23 protein-coding genes and 1 pseudogene are annotated in these 26757 nt (G+C 58.8%); 10 read left to right on the top strand and 14 right to left on the bottom strand.

Features of this window, described 5'->3' with window-relative positions; translation table 11 throughout:
- Positions 1 to 71 precede the first annotated feature (71 nt).
- Positions 72 to 1037: a glycosyl hydrolase family 5 gene (locus tag GIW69_RS16400; RefSeq protein ID WP_236483840.1), complete on the top strand. Its 966-nt coding sequence runs from the start codon at positions 72 to 74 to the stop codon at positions 1035 to 1037.
- Positions 1038 to 1252: 215 nt separating this feature from the next.
- Positions 1253 to 2179, top strand: coding sequence for a transaldolase (gene tal, locus GIW69_RS16395; RefSeq protein WP_236483837.1), 927 nt, complete (start codon positions 1253 to 1255; stop codon positions 2177 to 2179).
- Positions 2180 to 2346: 167 nt separating this feature from the next.
- Here the strand turns inward: tal and rssC are convergent, their stop codons facing one another.
- From rssC to GIW69_RS16380, 3 genes are all read right to left on the bottom strand, one after another.
- Positions 2347 to 2829 carry an anti-sigma factor antagonist RssC gene (gene rssC / locus GIW69_RS16390; RefSeq protein ID WP_042560140.1) on the bottom strand — a complete coding sequence of 161 codons (483 nt, stop codon included), beginning with the start codon at positions 2827 to 2829 and terminating at the stop codon, positions 2347 to 2349.
- Positions 2829 to 4010 (bottom strand): two-component system response regulator RssB, encoded by a 1182-nt coding sequence (gene rssB, locus GIW69_RS16385; RefSeq protein ID WP_236483881.1) that lies wholly within the window; start codon positions 4008 to 4010, stop codon positions 2829 to 2831. Before rssB ends, rssC begins: the two co-directional genes overlap by 1 nt.
- Before the next feature lie 318 nt (positions 4011 to 4328).
- The gene (locus tag GIW69_RS16380; protein WP_236483835.1) at positions 4329 to 5018 is read right to left on the bottom strand and encodes an MlaA family lipoprotein; all 690 of its coding nucleotides are present in this window, start codon (positions 5016 to 5018) and stop codon (positions 4329 to 4331) included.
- Between the two features lie 196 nt (positions 5019 to 5214).
- On the opposite strand from GIW69_RS16380, the gene pcrP reads away from it, so the two are divergent.
- Together pcrP and GIW69_RS16370 are read left to right on the top strand one after the other, a co-directional pair.
- Positions 5215 to 5835 (top strand): HAD superfamily inactivated hydrolase PcrP, encoded by a 621-nt coding sequence (gene pcrP / locus GIW69_RS16375; RefSeq protein ID WP_236483833.1) that lies wholly within the window; start codon positions 5215 to 5217, stop codon positions 5833 to 5835.
- A gap of 108 nt (positions 5836 to 5943) precedes the next feature.
- Complete coding sequence (locus GIW69_RS16370) at positions 5944 to 6207, top strand: DUF4404 family protein (RefSeq protein WP_236483831.1); 264 nt, start codon at positions 5944 to 5946, stop codon at positions 6205 to 6207.
- A gap of 99 nt (positions 6208 to 6306) precedes the next feature.
- On the opposite strand, the gene queF is transcribed toward GIW69_RS16370, so the two are convergent.
- The 5 genes from queF to GIW69_RS16345 all read right to left on the bottom strand — a co-directional run bounded on the left by queF (position 6307) and on the right by GIW69_RS16345 (position 11092).
- Complete coding sequence (gene queF / locus GIW69_RS16365; RefSeq protein ID WP_236483829.1) at positions 6307 to 7137, bottom strand: NADPH-dependent 7-cyano-7-deazaguanine reductase QueF; 831 nt, start codon at positions 7135 to 7137, stop codon at positions 6307 to 6309.
- 61 nt (positions 7138 to 7198) lie between these two features.
- On the bottom strand, positions 7199 to 7732 hold the full coding sequence (copI, locus tag GIW69_RS16360) for a copper-resistant cuproprotein CopI (RefSeq protein WP_236483827.1): 534 nt from the start codon (positions 7730 to 7732) through the stop codon (positions 7199 to 7201).
- 111 nt (positions 7733 to 7843) lie between these two features.
- Positions 7844 to 9088 carry a lipoprotein-releasing ABC transporter permease subunit gene (locus GIW69_RS16355; RefSeq protein ID WP_236483825.1) on the bottom strand — a complete coding sequence of 415 codons (1245 nt, stop codon included), beginning with the start codon at positions 9086 to 9088 and terminating at the stop codon, positions 7844 to 7846.
- A 62-nt stretch (positions 9089 to 9150) separates the two neighbouring features.
- A complete protein-coding gene (lolD, locus tag GIW69_RS16350) occupies positions 9151 to 9834 on the bottom strand; it encodes a lipoprotein-releasing ABC transporter ATP-binding protein LolD (protein WP_236483823.1) in 684 nt (227 codons plus the stop codon).
- A 7-nt stretch (positions 9835 to 9841) separates the two neighbouring features.
- A complete protein-coding gene (locus tag GIW69_RS16345) occupies positions 9842 to 11092 on the bottom strand; it encodes a lipoprotein-releasing ABC transporter permease subunit (RefSeq protein WP_236483822.1) in 1251 nt (416 codons plus the stop codon).
- A 94-nt stretch (positions 11093 to 11186) separates the two neighbouring features.
- On the opposite strand from GIW69_RS16345, the gene GIW69_RS16340 reads away from it, so the two are divergent.
- Positions 11187 to 11768 carry a PilZ domain-containing protein gene (locus GIW69_RS16340; protein WP_236483820.1) on the top strand — a complete coding sequence of 194 codons (582 nt, stop codon included), beginning with the start codon at positions 11187 to 11189 and terminating at the stop codon, positions 11766 to 11768.
- Positions 11769 to 11782: 14 nt separating this feature from the next.
- Positions 11783 to 12505, top strand: a complete 723-nt coding sequence (locus tag GIW69_RS16335; protein WP_236483818.1) for a glycerophosphodiester phosphodiesterase family protein — start codon at positions 11783 to 11785, stop codon at positions 12503 to 12505.
- Between the two features lie 42 nt (positions 12506 to 12547).
- Here the strand turns inward: GIW69_RS16335 and sthA are convergent, their stop codons facing one another.
- On the bottom strand, positions 12548 to 13942 hold the full coding sequence (gene sthA / locus GIW69_RS16330) for a Si-specific NAD(P)(+) transhydrogenase (protein ID WP_236483816.1): 1395 nt from the start codon (positions 13940 to 13942) through the stop codon (positions 12548 to 12550).
- Positions 13943 to 14129: 187 nt separating this feature from the next.
- Entirely contained in the window at positions 14130 to 15086 is a 957-nt protein-coding gene (locus tag GIW69_RS16325) for an FAD:protein FMN transferase (protein ID WP_496570925.1), read from the bottom strand.
- 180 nt (positions 15087 to 15266) lie between these two features.
- On the opposite strand from GIW69_RS16325, the gene GIW69_RS16320 reads away from it, so the two are divergent.
- Positions 15267 to 16565: an MFS transporter gene (locus tag GIW69_RS16320; RefSeq protein WP_236483812.1), complete on the top strand. Its 1299-nt coding sequence runs from the start codon at positions 15267 to 15269 to the stop codon at positions 16563 to 16565.
- 162 nt (positions 16566 to 16727) lie between these two features.
- On the opposite strand, the gene GIW69_RS16315 is transcribed toward GIW69_RS16320, so the two are convergent.
- Positions 16728 to 18191 carry a glyceraldehyde-3-phosphate dehydrogenase gene (locus GIW69_RS16315; RefSeq protein ID WP_236483810.1) on the bottom strand — a complete coding sequence of 488 codons (1464 nt, stop codon included), beginning with the start codon at positions 18189 to 18191 and terminating at the stop codon, positions 16728 to 16730.
- A 353-nt stretch (positions 18192 to 18544) separates the two neighbouring features.
- Here GIW69_RS16315 and mfd point away from each other — a divergent pair, with 353 nt between their 5' ends.
- The 3 genes from mfd to GIW69_RS16300 are packed head-to-tail and all read left to right on the top strand — an operon-like array spanning position 18545 to position 25271.
- The gene (gene mfd / locus GIW69_RS16310) at positions 18545 to 21994 is read left to right on the top strand and encodes a transcription-repair coupling factor (RefSeq protein WP_236483808.1); all 3450 of its coding nucleotides are present in this window, start codon (positions 18545 to 18547) and stop codon (positions 21992 to 21994) included.
- Between the two features lie 10 nt (positions 21995 to 22004).
- Positions 22005 to 22571 carry a CsiV family protein gene (locus tag GIW69_RS16305; protein WP_236483806.1) on the top strand — a complete coding sequence of 189 codons (567 nt, stop codon included), beginning with the start codon at positions 22005 to 22007 and terminating at the stop codon, positions 22569 to 22571.
- A 9-nt stretch (positions 22572 to 22580) separates the two neighbouring features.
- Positions 22581 to 25271 carry a DEAD/DEAH box helicase gene (locus GIW69_RS16300; protein WP_236483804.1) on the top strand — a complete coding sequence of 897 codons (2691 nt, stop codon included), beginning with the start codon at positions 22581 to 22583 and terminating at the stop codon, positions 25269 to 25271.
- Positions 25272 to 25402: 131 nt separating this feature from the next.
- Here the strand turns inward: GIW69_RS16300 and GIW69_RS16295 are convergent.
- The 3 genes and pseudogenes from GIW69_RS16295 to GIW69_RS16285 all read right to left on the bottom strand — a co-directional run.
- A pseudogene (locus GIW69_RS16295) lies at positions 25403 to 25561 on the bottom strand (SNF2-related protein); the annotation flags it as partial.
- Positions 25555 to 25887 carry a hypothetical protein gene (locus tag GIW69_RS16290; RefSeq protein WP_236483802.1) on the bottom strand — a complete coding sequence of 111 codons (333 nt, stop codon included), beginning with the start codon at positions 25885 to 25887 and terminating at the stop codon, positions 25555 to 25557. The pseudogene GIW69_RS16295 and the gene GIW69_RS16290, both read right to left, overlap by 7 nt.
- Positions 25888 to 26017: 130 nt before the next feature.
- Positions 26018 to 26755, bottom strand: a complete 738-nt coding sequence (locus GIW69_RS16285; protein ID WP_236483800.1) for an S-methyl-5'-thioinosine phosphorylase — start codon at positions 26753 to 26755, stop codon at positions 26018 to 26020.
- Between the last annotated feature and the right edge of the window lie 2 nt (positions 26756 to 26757).

The raw sequence follows: 26757 nt of genomic DNA, 5'->3' as shown, positions 1-26757 counted from the left end.
CCTCCTTACTATCGAAAAATGAGTAAAGATTCACTATTGGCTAGATGTCATTTCTCATAGGGAGAGCGGACATGAAATCAGCACATCGCAAACAGTTATCGGCCCTGGCGCTGGTAATGCTCGGCGCAACCAGTCAGGTTCACGCCACCGAACTGTTCCCGGCACTGGCGGCGAACAAGACCGTCGGCGTTCAGGTCAAGATCCAGAGTTTCACCGCCGACGATGCCGCGCAAATCAAAGCGGCGGGCTTCGGTTTCGTGCGCTTTGGCGTGTGGAGCAACAGCCTGGGCGGTACGGCTTATCAGAAGCAGATCAGCGACGCCTTCGCCGCCGCCAAATCCGCCGGCCTGCCGGTATTGATGACGGTTCGCTCAATCAAAACGCTGATCACGACACCCGGCGACACCAGCGAACTGGCGACAGCGGGGCAAGCGTTCGCCAATTCGGTGCTAAGCCTGGAGAAAACCTACGGTTCGCAGTTGGTGGCGACGGAAATATGGAACGAGCCTGATCTGCCGACCTATTGGCCGACGGGCAACTTCGACACGACGTTCGTGCCGTTCATGAATGCCATGTGCAAGTCGCTGCAAGGGCAACCGCAGTCGACACCACGGGTCGGTTTCGGCTTCGCCCGTCCGCCGACCGCCGGCTCCGCATCAACCGTAGCGCTAAGCAAAATCGTCACTGAATACCCTAAATGCCTCAATGCCATTTCCTACCACCCTTATGGCATGACGCCTACGCAGGTCAGCAATGCTCAAGCGTTCATTCAGCAAAACTTCCATCTGCCGGGGGTCATCAGTGAATGGGGCGTCTCGGCACTTGCATCCAACGGCGGCGCCGAGGGCCAGGCGAGCAAAATCAGTGCGTTCATCGCCGATGTGAAAAAGCAGCAGATTCCGCTGACATCGATCTATGAATGGAAAAACACAGATACAGGCAGCAGTGATCGGGAAAAAAACTTCGGCTTTCTGACCGCCGATGGCCAACCGAAACCCGCACGAGCGTCGGCTGAGACGCTATTGAATGCGCAGTAAGCGCTTACTGATGACAAGCGTGCTCACGGGGCGCAACCGGTCAGTCGCTTTGAACCTGTGCCGTGTTTTGGCATCGAACTCAACGATACCGCGCCCCGCCTTTCAAACAGCCGTTTTCAGGTTGTTGCCGCAGGGGTCGTCGATACGCCTTCATGCCCTTGAGTGGCTGTCGGCGCTCGGGTAATGTCACCAGACCCACAGGACAGAGCACACTCATGACTTCCAAGCTGGAACAACTCAAACAAATGACCACCGTGGTTGCCGACACCGGCGACTTCGAAGCGATCTCCCGCGTTAAACCGGTAGACGCCACCACCAACCCTTCCCTGCTGCTCAAGGCCGCTGCCATTTCCGGTTATGCCGAACTGCTGAATGCTTGCGTCAGCGACTGCAAGGGCGATGTGGGCCTGGCCAGCGACCGTTTTGGCGTCGCCGTGGGCCAGGAAATTCTGAAAGTGATTCCGGGCCGCATTTCCACCGAAGTGGATGCGCGCCTGTCGTTCGATCAGGATGCCGTGCTCAAACGCGCGCATCGCCTGATTGAACTGTACGACAAGGCCGGCATTGGCCGCGACCGCGTACTGATCAAGATCGCCTCGACCTGGGAAGGCATCCGCGCCGCCGAGATCCTCGAAAAGGAAGGGATTCAGACCAACCTGACGTTGCTGTTCTCGTTCGCCCAGGCCGCTGCTTGCGCCGACGCCGGCGTATTCCTGATCTCGCCGTTCGTGGGCCGCATCTACGACTGGTACAAGAAAGCCAACGGCAACGATTACACCGGTGCCGACGATCCGGGCGTGCAGTCCGTGACCCGCATTTACAACTACTACAAGGCCAATGACTACAAAACCGTGGTCATGGGCGCGAGCTTCCGTAACCTCAACCAGATCGAGCAACTGGCCGGCTGCGACCGCCTGACCATCAGCCCGGATCTGATCGACAAGCTGGCGGCCGACACGGGCAAACTGGAGCGCAAACTGGCGCCAGGTCATGCCGGCGAAGCGCGCCTGAGCCTCAACGAAGCGCAATTCCGCTGGTTGTCCAACGAAGATGCGATGGCCACCGAGAAACTGGCTGAAGGCATCCGTCAGTTTGCCCGCGATCAGGAAAAGCTTGAGGCGTTGTTACAAGCCAAGCTGTGATCTGAGTTCAGCGCAAACGCAAAAAGGGCGAACCCGTTAAGGTTCGCCCTTTTTCGTTATTGTCTGAAATGCTTTGGCTGAACTGGCGCCTTCGCGAACAGGCTTGCTCCCACAGGGGAAATGTGTGGGATTCACTGGGGGCGCCAGCCTGCTGGCGCTGGGTTGAATCAGTGCCTTTCGAGGGCATTTACAAGGTCGTGGAAGGCTTCGCGATTGGAATCGTTCAGGCCCATGAGGATCTTGTGCGCTTCGAGTACCTTGATCCTCACCACTTCTTCCGACTGATCCTGATCCGGCAGATCATCAAGGCATTCAGGGCACGGCACAGGGTGGTTCACAATGTTGAACACCTGCTCGAAACCCATGGATTGCAACAGACGGGTGATGTCGTCGTGGGTAGTGACCACGGTCGGCAGCAAGCCGACCTTTTGCCGCGACAGGATCGACAACTTGGCCAGCAAGCCCAATGTAGTGCTGTCGATGCTGCGGGTCTCGGTCAAATCGATCACGATGGCGTTGAAATTCAGCGCAGTGAAGATTTTCTCGATCGTCGCATCCAACGCCGAACACAGGGTCAGGCGAACTTCACCGACGAATTTCAGGACGAAGGTGCCATCCTGCTCGGCGAACTGGATTCTACCGGTACTCATTAAAGATTCCTGCTCAACACCAACAGGGCGATATCATCCGGCATCTCCCCTAGCGTGGCCAATCCAAAAACCTGCCGCAGACCATCCAGGCTGCCGCCCGCCAACTTCACCTTTTGCGGCAAAGCGGCTTCTTTCTCTTTGAGTGTGGGTTCTGGCAAAAGATCCAGAATGCCATCAGACATCAGCGTCAGGCTGAACGTCTGCGGCAGCTCTAGCACGTGGTCTTCATAGGTGGCCTCATTGAAGAGGCCCACCGGCAAACCACGTCCTTCGAGGTAACGAACACTGTCAGGCGTGTACAACACAGGCAACGGCAGATGGCCGCCGATGCTATAGGTCAACAAACCGGTCTCCTCGTCGATGACACCACCGACCATTGTGACGTGTTTGCCCAGCTTACAACTGATCAACCCCCGGTTGATATGCCCGAGCACTTCCGAAGGCTTGAATTCCGGCAACGTACCGTTGCGCTTGGATTCAAACAGCAGCCGTGTAGTCATGAACTTCAGCAGCACGGTCACGAAAGCCGAAGAAGCGCCGTGCCCCGAAACATCCGCCAGGTAAAACGCAACGCGTCGATCATCGACACGGAAGTAATCGACAAAATCTCCCGACAGGTACAACGACGGGATGATTTGATGCGCAAACTGGAACTCGTCGATCGTCCAGGGACTGACCGGCAGCATGTTCATCTGCACCTGGCGACCGGCGTTCTGGTCTTCCTGCAGCAGGTTCAGGCTGGCTTCGAGTTCACGGTTGGCCTTTTCCAGCTTCTCGCGGTAGCGCTGGTTTTCCAGCAGCAGGCGCGCACGATCCAGGGCCCGGCGCACAGAGTGCTCAAGCACCGCCAGATCTTCGAGAGGCTTGATCAGGTAGTCCGCCGCGCCCAGGCGCAGGGCCTCGACCGCGTCGTTCATCACGCCGGCGCCGGAGACCACGATCACCGGTGTCTGCGGGGACCGTTCGGTGACCTGACGGATGAGTTCGAGACCGCCCATCTGTGGCATGCGCAGATCGCAGATGACCAAATCGGGCTTGTCTTGCTCGAACACCTCAAGACCCTGCTGACCGTTTCCGGCCTGCAGGACGCTGAAACCACTGTCTTCCAAATAGGCCGCGAGGCTCGCGCGCACTACTTCGTCATCATCGATTATCAGCAGCGTGGCACTGGTTTTTGGCATGTGGGCAAACGGCGCCAGAATTAGGTTGGCGTAGCAGGCGGGGCTAAAGGCCCGGCGCAGACTACTGGATTCGCTTTCTAGCCTCTCTGTTGCAGCGCTTTGGGCGATTTGCTCCAAACGCGATTGCACAGAGGTGCCCTTCTAAGGCGCAGACGGTACTCCCATCCGCAGGGCGTTTCAAGCATGTGCCGATGGTCGCTTGAAGACTTTAAATGTCAAATTACCGGGAGTTATAAAAAAGCCTTCATCCGTAACTCAATGAAAGGATCGCGCCCACAAAAAAGGCGGCCCTGAGGCCGCCGGTTCTATCCGTCGAAATCAAAAATCGTCTTCGACCTGACCGTCCTTCACTTTGAATTCGCGGTTCTGCAAATAGGCATTACGTATGAACGTGTACTTATCGCCACTGATCAGCTTTTCGCTCGACAGCAGGCTGGCGCGGGTATCGACGATGTTCAGGCCGAAGATCGAGTTACGCACCGGCACGTCGTTGATGTAGCGATAAGGGCCGGTGTAGCCGTCAACATATTTAGACGGCGCGTCCCGCACGGTGCTTGGCCCCAACAGAGGCAGCATCACGTAAGGACCGCTGCCGACACCCCAGTATCCGAGGGTCTGGCCGAAATCTTCGTCACTGCGTTGCAGGCCCATGTGCGTACCGACGTCGAAGAAACCGAGCAGGCCAAACGTGGTATTGAAGATCAAGCGTGCGGTGTCGACACCGGCCGCTGCCGGTTTGGCCTGAAGAATATTGTTCGCCAGGTTGGTAACGTCACCGACGTTGCGGAACATGTTGTGAATGCCGTCTTCCACAAATTGCGGGGTGACGAATTCGTAGCCCTGTGCGAGTGGCTTCAGCGCATACGTATCGACGAAGTCGTTGAACTGGAAGATCGGACGGTTGACGCTTTCCCAAGGGTCTTCTTCCGTCGCGGCCTGAGCAGCGAACGGAACCAGCAACACGCTGGCACATACACAAAGCTGAGCGAGAGGGTTGCTCCAGCGCATAGAAAAACTCCTTGGATTGTACTGGCGCGGGCAATGCAGCCCCGCCGATAAGGGCGCTAGTATAATTCGGAAATGGCGTTTTAGGCAGTTTCTGCTTGCAGTCGCGACAGGATTCTTCCTACAACCACTTTCATCACACGGTCATGCAACTGTCACCGCCCTCCTTTAGCCTCGACGCTATTTCAGGGACGTTTCCATGCCGAATGCCGATGCCTTGCCAATAGCCGCCCCCAGCCTGACTGCCGTTCTGTTCGGTTTGAGTGGCTGCCTGGTGGATTTCGGTGCTCGAGCACGCAATCAGCGCACGGTCGTTGCAGAACATGCCGAGTCCACGCCCGGCGCTCTGGAAAGCCTGAACAGCTTGCAACGCCAGGGAATCCCGTGTGCCTGGCTCGATGAGCTTCCTGTGGCATTGAGTCGGCCGCTCGCCGCCTCGCTGCCGGAATGGATCAAGCCGTCGCAATATCCGGCAACAATCATTCCGTGGCCCGCTCCGAACGCCTGTTGGCAAACATTGATGGCGTTGAATGTCGACCGACTCGATGGCTGCGTGCTGGTCAGTGGCGAACCGCGTCTGCTGCAATCGGGCTTGAACGCCGGTCTGTGGACCATTGGCCTGGCGTCCTGCGGCTCACTGTGCGGATTGGCGCCCGGGGAGTGGCAGGCCCTGAGTCAACAGGAACGGGAGCACCTGCGCGGCAAAGCCACCGTGCAGCTGTTTGGCTTGGGCGTGCATTCGGTCATTGACCATCTGGGCGAACTTGACACCTGTCTGGCCGACATCAGCCTGCGCCGACTCAAAGGCGAAAAGCCCTGATCGGGATCATGCACATCCGTCGAGAGTGGATTAGTCTAAAGGTGAGTCACAGACCTTTGGCGTACGGCTGCGGTCTATGCCAGTGCCTATCGATAAAAGGAAAAAACCATGCCCGCCCGCGAACTGCAACAACAGCTCAATACACTGCGCGAGCAACTGGAGCAGAATCCGCCACTGTCTGAAGCAGAGCGTGAAAACCTGCACGAACTCATGGCGCAGATTGAATCCAAAATCAAACTGGAGGAGTCAACGCCGGACACCAACATTGCCGATGGTGTGAACCTGGCGGTTGAACGCTTCGAAGTCGATCACCCGGCCATTGCCGGCACGCTGCGCAACATTGTGAATGCGTTGGGCAGCATGGGGATCTGATTCAAAAAATATCAAACGCAAAAGATCGCAGCCCGAGGCAGTTCCTACGGGGGGAACGTATTCCTGATGCAGGAACTGCCGCCGGCTGCGCTCTTTTGCTTACTGACGAACCAGGCGATGGTTCGGCAACTGCCCGCTCTCCGTGCTGCGATACGGATTGATATCCAGCCCGCCCCGACGCACATACCGCGCAAACACCGTCAACCTCTCCGGTTTCAACAACCGTTGCAGATCGAGGAAGATCCGCTCGACACACTGTTCGTGAAAGTCCGAGTGCTGGCGGAAGCTGACGATGTACTCCAGAAAACTCGCATGATCCAGCGCCGCCCCACGGTATTGCACCACCACGCTGCCCCAGTCCGGCTGGCTGGTCACCGGGCAGTTGGATTTGAGGAGATGGCTGTAAAGGCTTTCTTCGACGATTTGCGAATCGTCGCAACGCAGCAGCTCCGGACGCGGATGCGCGTAGTTGCTGACACTGATATCCAGTTCATCGACGCAAATGCCCGGTAAGGCAACGATGCCTTGAGCCTCAACTTCTTCCAGACTCCGCACACGGACACCGACAGGCTTGCCGGCAGCGGCGGAAAGATCCTTGACCAGCGTGGTTTCCAGGCTGGAAACGTCGGCAAACGGCGTCTGGTTCAACGAGTTCAGGTACAGCTTGAACGACTTGGACTCAATGATATTCGGCGAATCCGCCGGAATGCTGAACTCGCCGATCGCCACCACGGGTTTGCCCGACGGCAGCAACCACGACAGCTCGAAGCAGTTCCAGAAATCCACACCTTTGTACGGCAGGGTTTCCGCCGTCAGGCCCAGTTCGGCCCATTTTGCGGTGCGCGGAATCGGGAACAACAACGACGGCGTGTAAGTGGAAATGTATTCGCTGGATTTGCCCAGCGGCGAATGTTCGGCTGCGGGATGCATGGCGGAAACCTGACTGAAGAATCAGCGGATTCTATCAGCCTTTGCGCCCGCCTTTGAGTGCTTACTGACTGACTGTCAGTTTGCCGACCATTCCCGCCTGATAGTGGCCTGGAATATTGCAGGCAAATTCAAGGCTAGTGGGCTTGCTGAACGTCCAGGTCAGCTCGGCTGTCTTTCCCGGCTCGACCAACACGCTGTTGGGGTCATCGTGCTTCATGCCATGGCCCATGGCCCCGTGATCCATGCCCGCCATGTCGTGGGACATGTCTTTGATGCCGGTAGGCGTAAGCATGCCGCTTTGCTGCATCTGCAACATTTCCTGCTGGTGCCGGGCATGCATCGCCGCATCGCCGAGGTTGAACTCGTGCAGCAACTGACCTTTATTCACCAACACAAAGCGAACGGTCTCACCGGATTTGACTTCAATGGTCTTCGGATCGAACGACATGTCGCCCATGACCACTTCGATGCTACGGGTTGCCTTGGCGGCTGGCGCGGCCTGACCGAACTCGAAGTGATGCCCGGTCGCCGCCCACAGCGGCGAGCTCAATGCCAGCAAACAGGTGGCCAGAGCCAGTCGGTTGCGTAAAAACATCGTCGTACTCCAAATCGGGGTGGGTAGGTCTGACGCCTTCGCGAGCGAGCTCGGCTCCTACGAAGATAATCTGTAGGAGCCGAGTTTGCTCGCGAAAACGCCGGGGAAGGCTTACGAATACCTCAACGCATGCGCGGGTTCAATCTTCGCCGCCCGATACGCCGGATACAGCGTGGCCAGGAAGCTCAGGATGAAACCCGCCGAGCAAATGAGCAGCACATCGCCGCCCTGCAACTCGGACGGCAGGTTGCTGACGAAATATACGTCGGAACTGAAGATATGTTGCCCGGAAACCCGCTCCAGCCAACCCACCAGCTCACTGACGTTGAGCGCCGCAATTACCCCGAGGACGCCGCCGATCAGCGTCCCGACAATCCCGATCACCGTGCCCTGTACCATGAAGATGGCCATGATCTGCCGGGGCGTGGCACCGATGGTGCGCAGAATCGCAATGTCGGCGCCTTTATCGTTCACCACCATAATCAGTGTCGCAATGATGTTGAACGCCGCCACCGCGACGATCATCAACAACAGCAGACCGATCATGGTCTTTTCCATTTTCATCGCGCTGAACAGGCTGCCCTGGGTGTGAGTCCAGTCATCCGCCTTGAACGCTGCGCCCAGACCCGTGGCGATGTCCGACGAGACTTTCGGCGCGGCGTACAAATCCTTCACGGCCAGACGCACGCTCTGTACCTGATTCGGTTCCCAGCGCTGCATGGTCGCGGCATCGGCAACATGGATCAGGCCCATGGAACCGTCCAGCTCGGCACCGACCTTGAACACGCCAACCACGTTCAGCCGCTGCATGCGCGGCGTGATGCCGCCTGGAGCAGTGCTGACTTCCGGCACAATCAGGGTGATCTTGTCGCCGACATTCAAACGAAACCGGCGCGCGGTGATTTCTCCGAGTACCACGCCGAATTCGCCCGGTTTCAGGTCGTCGAGACGGCCCTGAACAATGTGCTGGGCAACAATCGAGACTTTGCCTTCCTGGGCCGGATCGACGCCGCTGATCTGGATCGGCTGCATCAAGCCTTTGTAGGACAGCATGCCTTCCATCTCGGTGAACGGTACGGCGGCAGTGACCTCCGGATTTTTCAGGGCGGCGGCGGCTACTGGCTGCCAGTCGTCGATCGGCTTGACGCCAACGATGGTCGCATGGGGCACCATGCCGAGAATGCGCGAGCTCATTTCGCGCTGGAAGCCGTTCATCACTGACAACACCACGATCATCGCCAGCACGCCAAGGGCGAGCCCGATCATCGAGGTCATCGAAATGAATGAAACGAAGCGATTGCGGCGCTTGGCACGGGTGTAACGTGCGCCGATAAAGATCGATAACGGTCTGAACATTCGCTGGGCACCGTAAAAAATAAAAGACCCGACGCCTTATTCAGACGCCGGGTTTCAGCCAATCAGATGGGCGTGAGGCAACCTTCCTGCAATTGCAGGACGCGATCCATCTGGCGAGCGAGATTCATGTCGTGGGTCACCACCAGGAACGCGGTGCGCATCGAGGTGCTGAGTTCCAGCATCAAGTCCTGAATGCCTTCGGCCGTATGGGAGTCGAGGTTGCCAGTCGGCTCGTCGAGCATCACCAGGCCCGGGTTGTTCACCAGGGCACGGGCAATTGCCACGCGCTGACGCTCACCGCCGGAGAGCTCGGCCGGTTTGTGTTCCAGTCGATGGCCCAGCCCTACCCGCTCCAGCAATGCCGTCGCGCGCTGACGGGCTTCAGGGATCGCGGTCTTGCCGATCAGCAGCGGCATGCAGACGTTTTCCAGCGCGGTGAATTCCGGCAGCAAATGGTGGAACTGGTAAACGAAACCGAGCGCACGATTGCGCAACAGGCCGCGCTTCTTCTCACTCAAAGCCGATAGTTCTTCGCCGTCGAGCCAGACACTGCCCGTGGTCGGCGTGTCCAGGCCACCGAGCATGTTGAGCAAGGTACTTTTGCCCGAGCCGGACTTGCCGACAATCGCCACGCGCTCACCCGGATGAAGCTCCAGTTGCAGACCGGCCAATACTTCAACCGACTCCGGGCCTTCCTCGTAGGATTTGCCCAGATTGCGGCAGCTCAAGATTGCTTTTTCACTCATGCCCGACTCACTCATAACGTAGCGCCTCCGCCGGCTGGGTGCGCGCGGCACGCCAGGCTGGATACAGGGTGGCGAGGAAACTCAGGATCAACGCGGCGGAGCAGACCATGACGACATCCTGGCTCTGCACCTGCGACGGCAGGTAATCGATGAAATACACGTCGGCGTTAAGGAATTTATGGCCGATAAGGCCTTCAAGTGCCGAGATCGCAGCACTGACATTGAGCGCCGCGAAAATCCCGACCACGGCACCGATAGCCGTGCCGACGATCCCGATGACCGTGCCTTGCACCATAAACGTTCTCATGATGGTGCCAGGCGTCGCGCCGAGGGTACGCAGAATCGCGATATCGCCCTTCTTGTCATTTACCACCATCACCAGCGTGGAAATGATGTTGAACGCCGCCACAGCAACGATCAGCAGCAACAACAGGCCGATCATGGCTTTTTCCATGCGGATCGCCTGATACAGATTGCCGTGGGTGCGGGTCCAGTCGCGGGCGTAATAATGGTTTTCACCCAGTTGCTGGGCGATGTTCCAGGCAACGCGCGGCGCCTGGAACAAGTCGTCGAATTTCAGGCGAATGCCCTGCACCTGATCGGGTTTCCAGCGGCGCATCTTCGCCAGATCCTGCAGGTTGGTGATGCCCAGATAACCGTCCAGCTCACCGGCGCCAACGTGGAAGATGCCGACCACGGTGAAGCGTTTCATGCGTGGGAACATCCCGGCCGGGGTCACGCTGACCTCCGGCGCCACGAAAGTGATTTTGTCACCGAGGGTTACGCCAAGCTTGGTCGCAGCCTTGTCGCCGATGACGATGCCGAAGCTTCCAGGGGTCAGGTCGTCGAGTTTGCCCTGTTGCATGAAGCGGTCAATGATCGACACGTTGCGCTCAAGCGCCGGATCGACGGCATTGAGCAGCACCTTGGACACTTGGCCATTGTTGGTCAGCAAACCCTGCATCTGGGTGAACGGCGCCACGGCCGTCACTTGCGGGTTCTGCCTGACCTTGTCGGCCAGGCTCTGCCAGTCGCTGATGGCTTCGCCGGATTCAATGGTCGCGTGGGGCACCATGCCCAGCACGCGCGTGCGCATCTCATGATCGAAGCCATTCATCACCGACAGCACGACGATCATCACGACCACGCCAAGGGCGAGCCCGATCATCGAGGTCAGGGAAATGAATGAAACAAAATGATTGCGACGCTTGGCACGGGTATAACGCGTGCCGATAAAAACGAAGAGAGGTCTGAACATGTCGGGGCTTGTTCGGAGGGAAAAGGAACGTCCTTGTGGCGGGGGTCGATAACCAGCTTTACACTCAGACCACCGCCGCTACCATGGGTTCGCCATGTCGACATTAGATGAAGAAGATCGCCGCGAATACTACCGTATCGAGGACATGATCGCACTGGAAATTCGGCCCCTGTCTGCTCCCGAAGCCGCAGGCCAGGAAGTGTTGCAGGATGCTTCCCCGCTGTTCAACCTGCTCAGCGAACTGCACCTGAGCGAATTCGAGTCCCAGCACCTGCTGCGCCAGATCAGCGAGCGCGACCGGGCCATCGCTGCGTTTCTGAAATCCCAGAACAAGCGCATCGACCTGCTTGGCCAAGTCGTTGCCCTGACCGTGCTCGGCCATATCGGCGAGCCGCAACCGGTGATCATCTCCGAAGGTGGCATCGACTTTCAGTATCCGACCCCGATCGCAACCGGCGCGCACCTGTCGGTCAAGCTAGTGCTGATGCCCCAGGCGCTCGGCCTGTTGCTGCGCGCCCGCGTCACCCATTGCGATCCGAAGGGCGACGGCTATGACATCGGCACCGAGTTCGAACACCCGACCGATGCCCAGCGCCAGTTGCTCGCTCGCTATATTTTGCAAAAGCAGGCCCAGGAACGACGTCTGGCCCGCGAACAGAACGAATCAGGCATTTAATTTAAGGAAGAACCGTGACCCTCATCTACGGCCACCGCGGCGCCAAGGGCGAAGCACCGGAAAACACCCTGAGCAGCTTTCAGGAGTGTCTCAAGCACGGCGTGCGCCGTTGCGAGCTCGATCTGCACCTGTCCAAGGACGGTGAGCTGATGGTCATTCACGACCCGACCCTCAAGCGCACCACCGACCGGCGCGGCAAAGTCGTCGAGCACACGGCCGCCGAATTGGTTACCTATGACGCTCGCAAGGGCGGCCCCGGCTGGATCAAGCCGTGCCCGATTCCGACGCTGGAAGAATTGTTCGAGACATGCGATTTCGAGCACTGGCAACTGGAAGTCAAAAGCGCTTCACGCACTCGCGCCGCAACCACGGTGCTGGCGATTCGTGAAATGGCAGTCAGGCATAACGTGCTCGACAAAGTGTCGATCACCTCAAGCTCACGGGAAGTGCTGAAAGCGGCGCTGGATCTGGTACCGGATGTTTCACGCGGACTGGTCGCCGAATACGCCTGGCTCGACCCTTTGAAAGTCGCGCAAAGCTATGGCTGTGACATTCTCGCGCTGAACTGGACACTGTGTACGCCGGAGCGCCTGCAGAAGGCGCAGCGTCAGGGGCTGCATGTGTCGGTGTGGACGGTCAACGAGCCTGCGCTGATGCGCAGACTCGCCGACTTCGGCGTTGACAGCCTGATTACAGACTTTCCCGGTTTGGCCACTGCCACCCTCGAGAATTGCTGAAATCGGTCTCCCCGGCCGGCTCAGGCCACCGGCCGGAGCCCGTCAAAAAAGCCGGTTGAGGCCATCGTATGCCGCTACCCGATAGGCTTCGGCCATGGTTGGGTAGTTGAAGGTCGTGTTGACGAAGTACTTCAGCGTGTTCAGCTCGCCCGGCTGGCTCATGATCGCCTGACCGATGTGGACGATTTCCGACGCCTGATAACCGAAGCAGTGAACGCCCAATACTTCCAGGGTTTCACGGTGAAACAGGATTTTCAGCATGCCTTGCGGCTCGCCGGCAATCTGCGCCCGTGCCATGCTCTTGAAGAAGGCCTTGCCCACTTCGTATGGCACCTTGGCCTGGGTCAACTCCTGCTCGTTCTTGCCGATCGAGCTGATCTCCGGAATGGTGTAGATGCCGGTCGGCACGTCATTCACAAAGCGCCAGCTGCCGTTATCAACGATGCTGCCAGCGGCCGAACGGCCCTGGTCGTGAGCTGCGCTCGCCAGACTTGGCCAGCCGATCACGTCGCCGGCACCGTAGATGTTCGGCACACAGGTGTGATAAGCCTCGTCGACTTCGATCTGGCCACGACTGTTGACCTTCACGCCAATGTTTTCCAGACCCAACTGATCGGTGTTACCGGTACGGCCGTTGCACCAGAGCAAGGCGTCGGCCTTGATCTTCTTGCCGGACTTGAGGTGCAGAACCACGCCGTTGTCCACGCCTTCAACGCGATCGTAATCTTCGTTGTGGCGCACGGTGATGTTGTTGTTGCTGAAGTGGTAGCTCAACGCCTGAGAGATTTCCGAGTCCAGGAAGCTCAGCAGTTGACCCCGGTTATCCACCAGTTCGACCAGTACACCCAGACCGCTGAAGATCGATGCATATTCGCAACCGATTACGCCGGCGCCATAAACAATCAGTTTACGCGGGGTGTGGCCGAGACTGAGGATGGTGTCGCTATCGTAGATACGCGGGTGGTGAAAATCGATATCCGCCGGGCGATAAGGGCGCGAACCAGTGGCAATGATGATGTGCTTGGCGACGAGTTTTTCGACTACGCCATTGGCGCAGACCACTTCGATGGTTTGCTCGTCGGCGAAGCTGCCGGTGCCGAAGAACACGTCGACACGGTTACGGGCGTAGTAGCCGGTGCGCGACGCCACTTGCTTGGAGATCACTTTCTCGGCGCTTTTCAACACGTCCGGGAAGGAGAACCAGCGCGGCTCGCCAATGGCGCGAAACATCGGGTTGGTGTTGAACTGCATGATCTGCCGCACCGAGTGACGCAGTGCCTTGGACGGGATGGTGCCCAAGTGGGTGCAGTTACCGCCGACCTGACGACGGCTGTCGACCATCGCCACCTTGCGCCCCGCTTTGGCGGCGTTCATTGCCGCGCCTTCTCCCGCCGGGCCGGAACCCAGTACCACCACGTCGTAGTTGTAGACAGCCATGCGTACTCCTCAGAACAGGCCGCGATGCCAGCAGCACCGGCGGCTAAATCACGCCGAACGGCGGCGCGAAGGAACAATTTTGGGGCCAATGCAGAACCCGGACACAGTCTATAGAAGCGTCAACGCCGCGCACATTAACCCTTGGTCGCGTCACAGGCTACTTTTGCCTGCACGACAACGCCAGTTTTCAATGGTTTTTTTCCGCCGATTCGCCGCCAGCGAGGCGCTCGAAAGCCGGTGTCGTGCGGGTCACAAAACCTGTATCGGCACGAATGACAAAGAATGCACCAATGTCATGTTTTTCGGCATAGTCCCACGCGCTTTCAGGACCGAGAATCAGCAACAGCGTCGATAGTCCATCGGCCATGAGCGCTGAAGGATGAATGACCGTGACCGACGCCAGGTTGTGTAGGACGGGGGCGCCGAGGCGAGCATCGAAGGCGTGGGAAAAACGCCGACCGCCCTGCTGAAAATAATTTCGGTAATCGCCGGAAGTCGAAACGCCCAGGCCATCGATGTTGATGATCCGCTCCGCCACTTGCAGATCGTCGCGCGGTTCTTCGAGAGCAATTCGCCACGGCGAACCGTCGAGTTTCTTCCCGGAAGCCTTGAGCTCGCCAGTCGCCTCGGCGAGGTAGTCGTGGATGCCCAACGCGTCGAGCCGCGCGGCAATCAAATCAACCGCGTAACCGGCGGCGATGCTGCTGAAATCCACGGCGACCGGCGCATCTTTGCAGAGTCGTTCACCGTCGATGCGCAGATGCCTGTAGCCGACCCGATGGCGAACCTCGGCGAGCGCACTGTCGCCTGGCACTTCACTGACCCGGCTCTGCGGGCCGAAACCCCACAGGTTGAGCAACGGCTCGACGGTCAGGTCGTAGGCACCTTCGCTTTGCACGGAGAGCTTTTCGCCGAAGCTGATCAATTCGAGGACTGCTGCAGGCACTTTCTGACACTGATTGGCGGCCAAGGCATTGAAGCGAGCGATATCGGAATCGCTTCGATAAGTCGACATCTGCTGGTCAACTTCGGCGAGGATGCGTTCCACTTCGCCGCGAACTTTCACCGGTTCGGCCAAACCTGCGTGCCGCACGTATTTAATTGAATACGTGCTGCCCATGGTCGGGCCGCTAAAGCTCTCCATGGAATCGCCCTGGCCACAACCGGCCAATATGGCAACCAAGACCGAAACACCCCAGCATCGTCCAGTGAACAAATCTTCATCTCCCCGCAAAACCACGCCGGCCATTATGGGCTACAGCGCCGGGCCGCTCACACTTGAGCGCAACGCTTTCTTACAAGATTTAAGAGTGAGTAACTGCAAATGTCCTCCACGACCGGTAAAGGCAAAGCGATCTTTCGCGTTGTCAGCGGCAATTTCCTCGAAATGTTCGACTTCATGGTCTACGGCTTCTACGCCACGGCCATTGCCAAAACATTCTTCCCGACCGACAGCGCCTTCGCGTCTCTGATGCTTTCGCTGGCGACGTTCGGCGCGGGTTTTCTGATGCGACCGCTTGGGGCAGTTTTCCTTGGCGCGTATATAGACCGTCATGGTCGCCGCCGAGGGCTGATCATCACCCTATTGATGATGGCCGCCGGTACGGTGCTGATTGCCTGCGTGCCGGGTTACGCGACGCTGGGTGTCGCTGCGCCATTACTGGTGTTGCTCGGGCGTTTGCTCCAGGGGTTTTCCGCCGGCGTGGAACTGGGCGGTGTCTCGGTCTACCTCGCAGAGATTTCCACGCCCGGGCGCAAGGGCTTTTTCGTCAGTTGGCAGTCCGCCAGTCAACAGGCCGCCGTGGTGTTCGCCGGGTTGCTCGGGGTCGGACTGAATCATTGGCTGAGCCCCGAACAGATGGGCGATTGGGGCTGGCGCGTGCCGTTTTTGATCGGCTGCATGATCGTGCCGGTGATTTTCGTCATTCGGCGCTCGCTGGAGGAAACCCCGGAATTCCAGGCAAGGAAACATCGCCCTACCCTGCGGGAAATCGTCCGCTCAATCGGTCAGAATTTCGGCATTGTCATCGCCGGCATGGCCTTGGTGGTAATGACCACGGTGTCGTTCTATCTGATCACCGCGTACACCCCGACGTTTGGCAAAAGCGAATTGCACCTGTCGGATCTTGATGCGTTGCTGGTGACGGTGTGCATCGGCCTGTCGAACTTCTTCTGGTTGCCGGTGATGGGCGCGGTGTCCGACAAGATCGGCCGAAAACCGCTGCTGCTGGCGGCGACGATTCTGGCGATTCTCACGGCGTATCCGGCGTTGTCATGGCTGGTGGCGAACCCAAGTTTCAGCCATTTGCTAGCGGTCGAGTTGTGGCTCTCGTTTCTGTATGGCTCGTACAACGGAGCGATGGTGGTAGCGCTCACTGAAATCATGCCAGTGGAAGTTCGTACGACCGGTTTCTCGCTGGCCTACAGCCTGGCGACTGCCACGTTCGGCGGGTTCACGCCGGCGGCGTGTACTTATTTGATTCATATGCTGGATAACAAGGCTGCGCCGGGGATCTGGCTGAGCGGCGCGGCGGTGTTAGGGTTGGTTGCGACGCTGGTGCTGTTTCGCGGGAACAGGCATGAGTTGAGGACTGCGCAAAATGCAGTTCCCGGTAGTGCCTGACGGGACGCCTTCGCGAGCGAGCTCTGATCCTACACGGAGCGTGATCAACTGTAGGAGCAGAGCATGCTCGCGAAGAGCCCAGCACTGGCGATAAATATCCAAAAGGCGCACAAACAAAAACGCCCCGACCAAAGTCGGGGCGTTTTCATGTGCAGCTAAGGCTTAGCGCGGGAATGCGGGCGGGTTTACACCGGCCATGTCTTCCATCACGCGAACCACCTGGCAGCTGTAACCGAACTCGTTGTCGTACCAGACGTACAGCACAACGCGGTTATCCTGGGTGATGGTCGCTTCAGCGTCGACAACACCGGCGTGGCGCGAGCCAACAAAGTCGGTGGACACCACTTCCTGGGAATTGACGAAGTCGATTTGCTTGTGCAGATCGGAGTGCAGCGCCATATAGCGCAGGTACTCATTCATCTCTTCACGGGTCGCGGCCTTCTCAAGGTTCAGGTTGAGAATGGCCATCGACACGTTCGGCGTCGGAACGCGGATCGCGTTACCGGTCAGCTTGCCGGCCAGTTCAGGCAGAGCCTTGGCAGCAGCGGTGGCAGCACCGGTCTCGGTGATCACCATGTTCAGCGCGGCGCTACGGCCACGGCGATCGCCCTTGTGGAAGTTATCGATCAGGTTCTGGTCGTTGGTGTACGAGTGAACGGTTTCGACGTGACCGTTGATGATGCCGAACTTGTCATTCACAGCTTTCAGCACCGGCACGATGGCGTTGGTGGTGCAGGAAGCGGCGGACACGATCTTGTCGTCAGCGGTGATTTCACTGTGGTTGATGCCGTGAACGATGTTCTTCAGCTTGCCCTTGCCAGGCGCGGTCAGAACGACGCGATCGATACCCGGGCATGCCAGGTGTTGACCCAGGCCATCGGCGTCACGCCATACACCGGTGTTGTCCACCAGCAGCGCATCTTTGATGCCGTACTGGGTGTAGTCGACTTCGGTCGGGTTTTTCGCGTAGATCACCTGGATCAGATTGCCGTTGGCAGTGATCGTGTTGTTTTCTTCGTCGATGGTGATGGTGCCGTTGAACGAACCGTGTACCGAATCCCGACGCAGCAGGCTGGCACGTTTGGTCAGGTCGTTTTCGGCGCCTTTACGGACCACGATGGCACGCAGACGCAAGCCATCGCCGCCACCGGTTTTTTCGATCAGGATGCGCGCCAGCAGGCGGCCGATGCGACCGAAGCCATACAGGACGACGTCGGTGCCTTTACGTGCGGAAGCGTTTTGCTGACCCAGCACTTCGGCCATTTCTTCACGCACGAACTGCTCGGCGGTGCGGCCGTTGGCTTCGTTACGGAATTTGAACGCCAACTTGCCCAGATCCACCGAAGCCGCGCCGAGCTTGAGCTCGCTCATGGCTTTAAGAAGAGGGAAAGTTTCGTGGACGGAGAGTTCGCTGTCGTCGGTGGAGCGGTGGCGAGCAAAGCGGTGAGCCTTGAGAATCGCGATGACAGACTGGTTGATCAGACTGCGGCCATAGATCGAGCTCACCACGTTGTTATTGCGGTAGAGCTGACCGATGAGAGGGATCATCGCTTCTGCGAGAGCTTCACGGTCGATCCATTCACCAAGACACTGGTCGGGCTTCTGAGTCACGGTAACCTTCCACATGTAGGGGCAGAAAAAAGGGGCTACATTATGCCGCCCGGAACCTCTTGTAGCAATGCGCGCCTGTCGCGCAATCGGTAACAAATTGGCATTCAAAAAAATTGCGCTGCTTTCCAGGCCAGTAAAACCGGGGCTTCCAGCGCAGTCAATTTTCCGACGACTGTTAGACGATGTCTGTAACCCTCCGTAACAGCACCCCGTTTCGGCACTACATAACCGCTCAAAAACAACCTGATTTTGTCTTTACCACTACATTTCACCAAAACCACGAAGATAGACGCAGTCTGCAACTGACAGCCGATACCGGACGCCGCTACAATTACCGACTTTGTCGCAACGCTGGAGCTCAACCTTCCGTGTCCGTTCTGCGTCTACCAAAACTCCCTGCCGCAGCAGGTAAACAGCATTGGGGCAATCTGCCCGGTGCCGCCCTTAGCCTGGTAATTGCCGAGGCTGCCAGCGCTGCCAAGCGCTTCACCCTGCTTTTAACCGCCGACAGCCAAAGTGCCGAGCGCCTGGAGCAGGAGCTGGGTTTCTTCGCCCCGGATTTGCCGGTTCTGCATTTCCCGGACTGGGAAACCCTGCCCTACGATCTTTTCTCGCCGCACCAAGACATCATTTCCCAGCGCATCGCCAGCCTTTATAGACTGCCGGAGCTGGAACACGGCGTGCTGGTGGTGCCAATCACCACTGCCCTGCATCGCCTGGCACCGACCAAGTTCCTGCTCGGCAGCAGCCTGGTGCTGGACGTCGGCCAGAAGCTTGATGTCGAACTGATGCGCTCGCGCCTTGAAGCCAGCGGCTATCGCTACGTCGACACCGTGTATGAGCACGGCGAATTCACTGTTCGCGGTGCGCTGATCGACCTGTTCCCGATGGGCAGCAAACTGCCCTATCGCATCGACCTGTTCGATGACGAAATCGAAACCCTGCGCACCTTCGACCCGGAAAACCAGCGCTCCATCGACAAGGTCGATTCGGTCAAGCTGCTACCGGCCCGGGAATTCCCGCTGCAGAAAGACGCGGTCACTCGCTTCAAGGCGCGTTTTCGCGAACGTTTTGATGTCGACTTCCGCCGCTGCCCGATCTTTCAGGATCTGAGCAGCGGGATTACACCCGCCGGTATCGAGTACTACCTGCCGCTGTTCTTCGACGAAACCTCCACACTGTTTGACTACTTGCCGCAAGACACCCAAGTGTTCTCGCTGCCGGGCATCGAGCAGGCGGCGGAAAACTTCTGGAACGACGTGCGCAATCGTTACGAAGAGCGCCGCGTCGATCCATCGCGCCCTCTATTGCCGCCCGACGAACTGTTCCTGCCGGTCGAAGATTGCTTCGCCCGCCTGAAGAGCTGGCCGCGCGTGGTCGCCAGCCAGCAAGACGTCGAGAGCGGCGTCGGCCGCGAGCGATTCCCGGCCAGGACTCTGCCTGATCTGGCGATTGAAGCCAAAGCGACTCAACCTTTAGCGGCACTCGCGGCATTCCTTGATGAGTTTCCCGGACGCGTGCTGTTTACCGCCGAATCCGCGGGCCGTCGCGAAGTGCTGCTGGATCTGCTCGAACGCCTGAAGCTGCGGCCGAAAACCGTCGACAGCTGGCCGGACTTTGTCACTGGTAAAGATCGCCTGGCGATCACCATCGCGCCGCTCGATGAAGGTTTGATACTCGACGATCCGGCGCTGGCGCTGGTGGCGGAAAGCCCGTTGTTTGGCCAGCGTGTCATGCAGCGCCGACGACGCGAGAAACGCAGCGACGTCGCCAACGATGCCGTCATCAAAAACCTTACCGAACTGCGCGAAGGCGCGCCGGTGGTGCACATCGATCACGGTGTCGGTCGCTACCTGGGACTGACGATTCTGGAAATCGACAACCAGGCCGCCGAATTCCTGACCCTCGAATACGCCGAGAACGCCAAGCTGTACGTGCCGGTGGCCAACCTGCACCTGATTGCTCGTTACACCGGCAGCGACGATGCCCTCGCGCCGCTGCACCGTTTGGGTTCTGAAGTCTGGCAAAAAGCCAAGCGCAAGGCCGCTGAACAGGTGCGCGATGTCGCCGCCGAATTGCTCGACATCTACGCCCGCCGCGCCGCTCGCGAAGGTTATGCGTTCGCCGACCCAAAAGCCGACTACGCGACATTCAGTGCAGGCTTCCCGTTCGAGGAAACCCCGGATCAGCAGTCCACCATCGAAGCCGTGCGCGAAGACATGCTCGCCCCGAAACCGATGGATCGCCTGGTCTGCGGCGACGTCGGGTTCGGCAAGACCGAAGTGGCCATGCGCGCCGCGTTTATCGCTGTGCACGGCGGTCGGCAAGTGGCCATTCTGGTGCCGACCACCCTCCTCGCCCAGCAGCACTACAACAGTTTCCGCGACCGCTTTGCCGACTGGCCGGTGAGCGTGGAAGTGATGAGTCGCTTCAAGTCGGCCAAGGAAGTGAACGCGGCCATTGCGGATCTGGCGGAGGGCAAAATCGACATCGTCATCGGCACGCACAAGCTGCTGTCCGACGACGTGAAGATCAAAAACCTCGGGCTGGTGATCATTGACGAAGAACACCGTTTTGGTGTGCGTCAGAAAGAACAGCTCAAGGCTTTGCGTAGCGAAGTCGACATTCTGACGCTGACCGCCACGCCGATTCCGCGCACGCTGAACATGGCGGTGTCGGGCATGCGCGACCTGTCGATCATCGCCACGCCACCGGCGCGTCGCCTGTCAGTGCGCACCTTCGTCATGGAGCAGAACAAGAGCACAGTCAAGGAAGCCCTGCTGCGTGAATTGCTGCGTGGCGGCCAGGTTTACTACTTGCACAACGATGTAAAAACCATCGAGAAATGTGCAGCGGATCTCGCCGAACTTGTGCCGGAAGCACGAATCGCCATTGGCCACGGACAAATGCGCGAGCGTGAACTCGAACAAGTGATGAGCGACTTCTATCACAAGCGCTTTAACGTGCTGATCGCCTCGACCATCATCGAGACCGGCATCGACGTGCCGAGTGCCAACACGATCATCATCGAGCGCGCCGACAAGTTCGGCCTGGCGCAACTGCACCAGTTGCGCGGCCGTGTGGGGCGCAGTCACCACCAGGCTTACGCTTATCTTCTGACGCCGCCGCGCCAGCAAATCACGTCGGATGCAGAAAAGCGCCTGGAAGCGATTGCCAACACCCAGGATCTTGGCGCGGGCTTCGTGCTCGCCACCAATGACCTGGAGATCCGTGGCGCCGGCGAACTCCTGGGCGACGGCCAGAGCGGGCAGATCCAGGCGGTGGGCTTCACGCTGTATATGGAAATGCTTGAGCGTGCGGTGAAGTCGATCCGCAAGGGCGAACAACCGAATCTCGATCAACCGCTCGGCGGTGGGCCGGAGGTCAACCTGCGGGTGCCAGCGCTGATTCCGGAAGATTATTTGCCGGACGTTCACGCCCGACTGATTCTGTACAAGCGCATCGCGTCGGCCGCCGACGAAGAAGGCCTGAAAGATCTGCAAGTGGAGATGATCGACCGTTTCGGCCTGCTGCCGGAACCGACCAAGAACCTGATGCGCATCACCGCGCTCAAGTTGCAGGCTGAACTGCTGGGCATCAAGAAAGTCGATGGTGGCCCGCAAGGTGGGCGCATCGAGTTCGCCGCGCAGACGCCGGTCGATCCACTGACGCTGATCAAACTGATCCAGGGCCAGCCAAAACGCTACAAATTCGAAGGCGCCACGATGTTCAAGTTCATGGTGCCAATGGAGCGCGCGGAAGAGCGCTTTAATACTGTAGAGGCGCTATTTGAGCGCCTCATTCCGAAAACTGCTTGAAGGACGCCGCATGCGCCTGTTTCGCTCGCTGAGCTTGTTGTTAACCCTGGTCGCACCGACGGCGTTTGCCGATGACACGTATCAAGTCGAAATGATTCTGGTCAGACAAAACGCCGTACCGGCGATTATCAGCCGCGCCGCACCGGAAGACTGGGCCGCTGGCGCCCAGCGCCTGAGCGATGACAGCAACCGCAGCCCGGCGCTGGGCGGTGTTGCTGAGAAGCTCACCGCCAGCGGTGAGTACAGCGTGTTGATGCACAAGGCCTGGCAGCAGACCTTGGGCGACACGCCCGCCAAAGTGGCGGTCAGCGAGGGCGCCGAACAGTTCGGTCAGTTCCCGATCGAGGGGACGCTTGAAATGAAGCTAGGCCGCTTTACGGACGTCAGCGCCGATTTCTGGGTCAACCAGATTGACGCCAATGGCCTCGTCACCGCCAGCGAACGTCTGAAGCAAGACAGCCACACCAAGAACGGTCAGCTCAACTATCTGGATAACGGCCATCTGGCTCTGCTGATCAAGATCACTTCCCTGACGGCACCCGCCCCACGAGAAGCCCCTGAAGCCATTCCGGACTGATCAAGTCCCATGTCCACGCCCATGAGCAAACCGCTGGCACCCTCCTGGGTCAGTCGGTTCAAGGAACAGAGCCTGGAGCGTGGCCGCCGCTACGCCCTGGAAAATCGCGTGCGCATCGCCCAGGTCGGCGATGCGACGATTACGGCCAGTTGCGAAGGCTCTGGCGGTAACGTCTACCGTCAGACCATTCGCCTGCGTGAGTCAGCCAAAGGCACGCTGCTGATGGTCGACGCCACCTGCACTTGCCCGATCCGCAGCAACTGTAAACATTGCGCAGCAGTATTGCTGCAAGTGCAGGAAACCCTCGAATACCCCGCCGCTGCCAAGGACGCCGAGCTACTGGAAAAGCTCCAGGCCGTGCTCGAAAACCGCAGCCCGAAGGCACCGCCACAAGTCTTGGTCGACAACGTGCAACCTCTGCCGCGCCTATGGCTGGCGAGTGTCGAATTCAGCGCTTTCGAGCCGCGCAACGGCAAGATGCAGCGCTACATCCAGCACCGTGCGGCGCTGTCGTTCAGTTATCTGGACGAATACGTCAGCGGGCAGAAGAACAGCGACATTCTGATCCGCCAGGAAACCCAGACACTGCGGGTCAAACGCCATCCGGAAATCGAACAGTCCTACCGGGAGCAACTGCGGATTCTCGGTTTTCGCATCGCCACCCGGCAAAGCAAAGCCCTGCCGGAAAGCGCAGGCGAACTGTACGAGATGGTCAATGACAGCGCCTGGCTGACCTTTACCCTGAACGAACTGCCGAAGCTGCGCACCCAAGGCTGGGAATTGCAGATCGATGAAGAGTTCGGTTTTGATCTGACGGCCGTCGATGACTGGTACGCCACGGTCGAACAGGCCCCGGAGCGTGACTGGTTTGATCTGGAGTTGGGGATCATCGTCAACGGCGAGCGCCTGAGCCTGCTGCCAATCTTGCTCAATCTGATGCGCTCCCATGCGGAGATCCTCAACCCGGAACGCCTGGCCCGACGTCGTGACGACGAGCTGATTCTGGTCAACGTGCCACAACGCAACATTGAGCATGGGCCTTTGCAGGTCGCGCTGCCGCTGGGTCGACTCAAACCTGTGCTGGCAACACTCGGCGAGTTCTATATGCAGGCACCGGGCGAAACCGTGTTGCGCCTGAGCAAAGCTGACGCGATCCGCCTCAACCCGCTGGAGGGCATTCCACTGCTCTGGGAGGGCGGCGAGCAGATGCGCAGCCTGGCCCAACGCCTGCGGGACATTCGCGATTACAGCGCGCAAGCGCCGGAGGGCTTGAACGCGACGCTGCGCCCTTATCAGCTCGAAGGTCTGAGCTGGATGCAATCGCTGCGACAACTTGAAGTCGGCGGGATCCTTGCGGACGACATGGGCCTGGGCAAAACCCTACAAACCCTGGCGCATATTCTCAGCGAGAAGATCGCCGGACGCTTGAATCGGCCATCCATGGTGGTGATGCCCACCAGCCTGATTCCGAACTGGCTGGACGAAGCAGCGCATTTCACTCCGCAACTGAAAGTCGTGGCGTTGTATGGCGCCAGTCGCAAGAAGCACTTCGAGCATCTGGTCGAATATGACCTGATTCTCACCACCTACGCATTGCTGCCCAAAGATGTCGAGCGACTGGCGCAGCAGCCGCTGCACATCCTCGTGCTGGACGAAGCGCAATACATCAAGAATCCGAACAGCAAGGCAGCCCAGGCTGCCCGCGAGCTGAACGCCCGCCAACGTTTGTGCCTGAGCGGTACGCCGCTGGAAAACCATCTGGGCGAACTCTGGTCGCTGTTTCATTTCCTGCTGCCCGGCTGGCTTGGAGACGTCAAAAGCTTCAACGCCGATTACCGGGTGCCGATTGAAAAGCGCGGCAGCGAAGTCAGACTTCAGCACCTCAACGGTCGGATCAAACCGTTTCTGCTACGCCGCACCAAGGAACAGGTGGCCACTGAGCTGCCGCCGAAAACTGAAATCATCCATTGGGTCGATCTCAACGAAGCCCAGCGCGATGTGTACGAAACGATGCGCCTGGCCATGGACAAGAAGGTTCGCGACGAGATCACCCGCAAAGGCGTGGCGCGCAGCCAGATCATCATTCTTGAAGCCTTGCTCAAATTGCGCCAGGTCTGTTGCGATTTGCGCCTGGTCAATGACGCAACCATGCCCGCTCGCGGCAGCACCTCGGGCAAGCTCGACAGCCTGATGGAAATGCTCGAAGAACTGTTCGAGGAAGGTCGGCGGATTCTGCTGTTTTCGCAGTTCACCTCGATGCTGTCGCTGATTGAGGATGAGCTGAAAAAACGCAACATTGCCTACGCCCTGCTGACGGGACAAACCCGTGATCGTCGCGCACCGGTGAAGGAATTCCAGAGCGGCAAGCGTCAGATTTTTCTCATCAGCCTGAAGGCTGGGGGCGTCGGGTTGAACCTGACAGAAGCGGACACGGTGATTCACTACGACCCGTGGTGGAACCCGGCAACCGAGAATCAGGCGACCGACCGCGCCTACCGCATTGGCCAGGAGAAGCCGGTGTTCGTCTACAAAATGATTGCCCGCGGCACGGTAGAAGAGAAAATTCAGCTGCTGCAGAAGGAAAAGTCCGACCTGGCGGCGGGCGTGCTGGACGGGCGCAAGGCCGGGGACTGGAAGTTGCAGAGTGATGATATTGAAGCGTTGTTCGCGCCGTTGCCGGACAAACTCGAAAAGCGCTGAGATTCACCGGTGTAGGCGCTGCCGAAGGCTGCGATTTCTCCTTCACCCAACTTCCATCCGCCGGTCGTTCCGCCCTCAAGCACGGCTTCGGCCAGCACGGCTTTTTCCTGCTGCAACGCCTGGATCTTTTCTGGCAACAGGAAATGAAACTGCGACCACAGCTCGCCGAGGTGGTTTTCCAATGGTCTGCCAGACAGACACAAGCGCTGCCGCACCTGCAGGTCGCGGGCTGACTGGGCGGCTTTGCTGGCCGGGTTCTTGATGTTCTGCGCTTCATCGGGAATCAGCACGCGCCGCCTGACGCGCCGGAATGTCTGGGGCAAGCGTCAAGTGACACGCCCGTTTGGCTGTTGATGTCTTGCAGTTCGCCACTCTTGAGCTGACCCGCCTTGCAGATCTCCAACGCCCATTTTCCAGCGGTCGAAGTGTCCTTGCGTCTATAAACAAGGCGCATCGCCTGCTGCGGTTCATCGGTGTGCTTAACAGCTGCGGGGATGTCATGGAGCCAGCGTTCCAGCTCCCGATTCAGATGAACCTTGAGGCTGGCTGGGCTATCAACAGACTCATCCAGCAGGTGAAAAATGAGCGCGGCGCAGTGCTTGCAGTCAACTTGCATGGGACAAGTCCAACTGCAATGAAGCTCACAAAACCCGCTTGAGTGCTCGTGGATTTAGATCTGCTGTTCGTAGGGGTATGCCTCGGCCCAGCGCAGCTTGCGAAGCTTTTCAGCTATCGTCGTCGTGAAATCAGCTCGCCAACACCCGCGTCAATGTCGACTTCACCTTGCCCATTCCGTCATGCAAGGCCTGTTCGATTTCAGCCATGGTGATGACTGCCGTGGTCTTGCCCGCCGCAGGGTTGACCACCAGCGAGAGGCAGGCATAGTCCAGATCGAGCTCGCGGGCCAGCGCGGCTTCCGGCATGCCGGTCATGCCGACAATGTCGCAACCGTCGCGCTCCAGGCGCACGATCTCGGCCACGGTTTCCAGACGCGGACCCTGAGTGCAGGCATACACGCCTTGATCGCTGTATTCACAACCTTCCGCCGCCAGCGCGGCGATCAGTTGCTGACGCAATGGTTCGCTGTAGGGAAAGCTGAAGTCGATGTGTGTGACATGCTCCAGATCATCAGCGAAAAAAGTGTGTTCGCGACCACTGGTGTAATCGACGATCTGGTGCGGGACGCAGAAATGTCCAGTGCCCATTGCCGGATGAATGCCGCCCACGGCGTTGACCGCGATGATCGCCTCGGCGCCAGCCTGCTTCAGCGCCCAGAGGTTGGCGCGATAGTTGACCTTGTGGGGCGGAAAACGGTGTGGATGGCCGTGACGGGCCAGGAACAGCACTTCGTTGCCGGCGTACTCGCCAACCAGCACCTCGGCCGATGGCGCACCATAGGGTGTGTCCACTGCCAGCGACTGGCGAATGTTCAAGCCTTCGAGTTGGGTCAGGCCGGTACCACCGATAATCGCGTAAACCGTCATTT

Source organism: Pseudomonas syringae (assembly GCF_021605415.1).
Taxonomy (GTDB): domain Bacteria; phylum Pseudomonadota; class Gammaproteobacteria; order Pseudomonadales; family Pseudomonadaceae; genus Aquipseudomonas; species Aquipseudomonas syringae_S.
The sequence above is the reverse complement of the archived record's forward strand: the minus strand, read 5'-3'. Positions and strand labels throughout refer to the sequence as shown.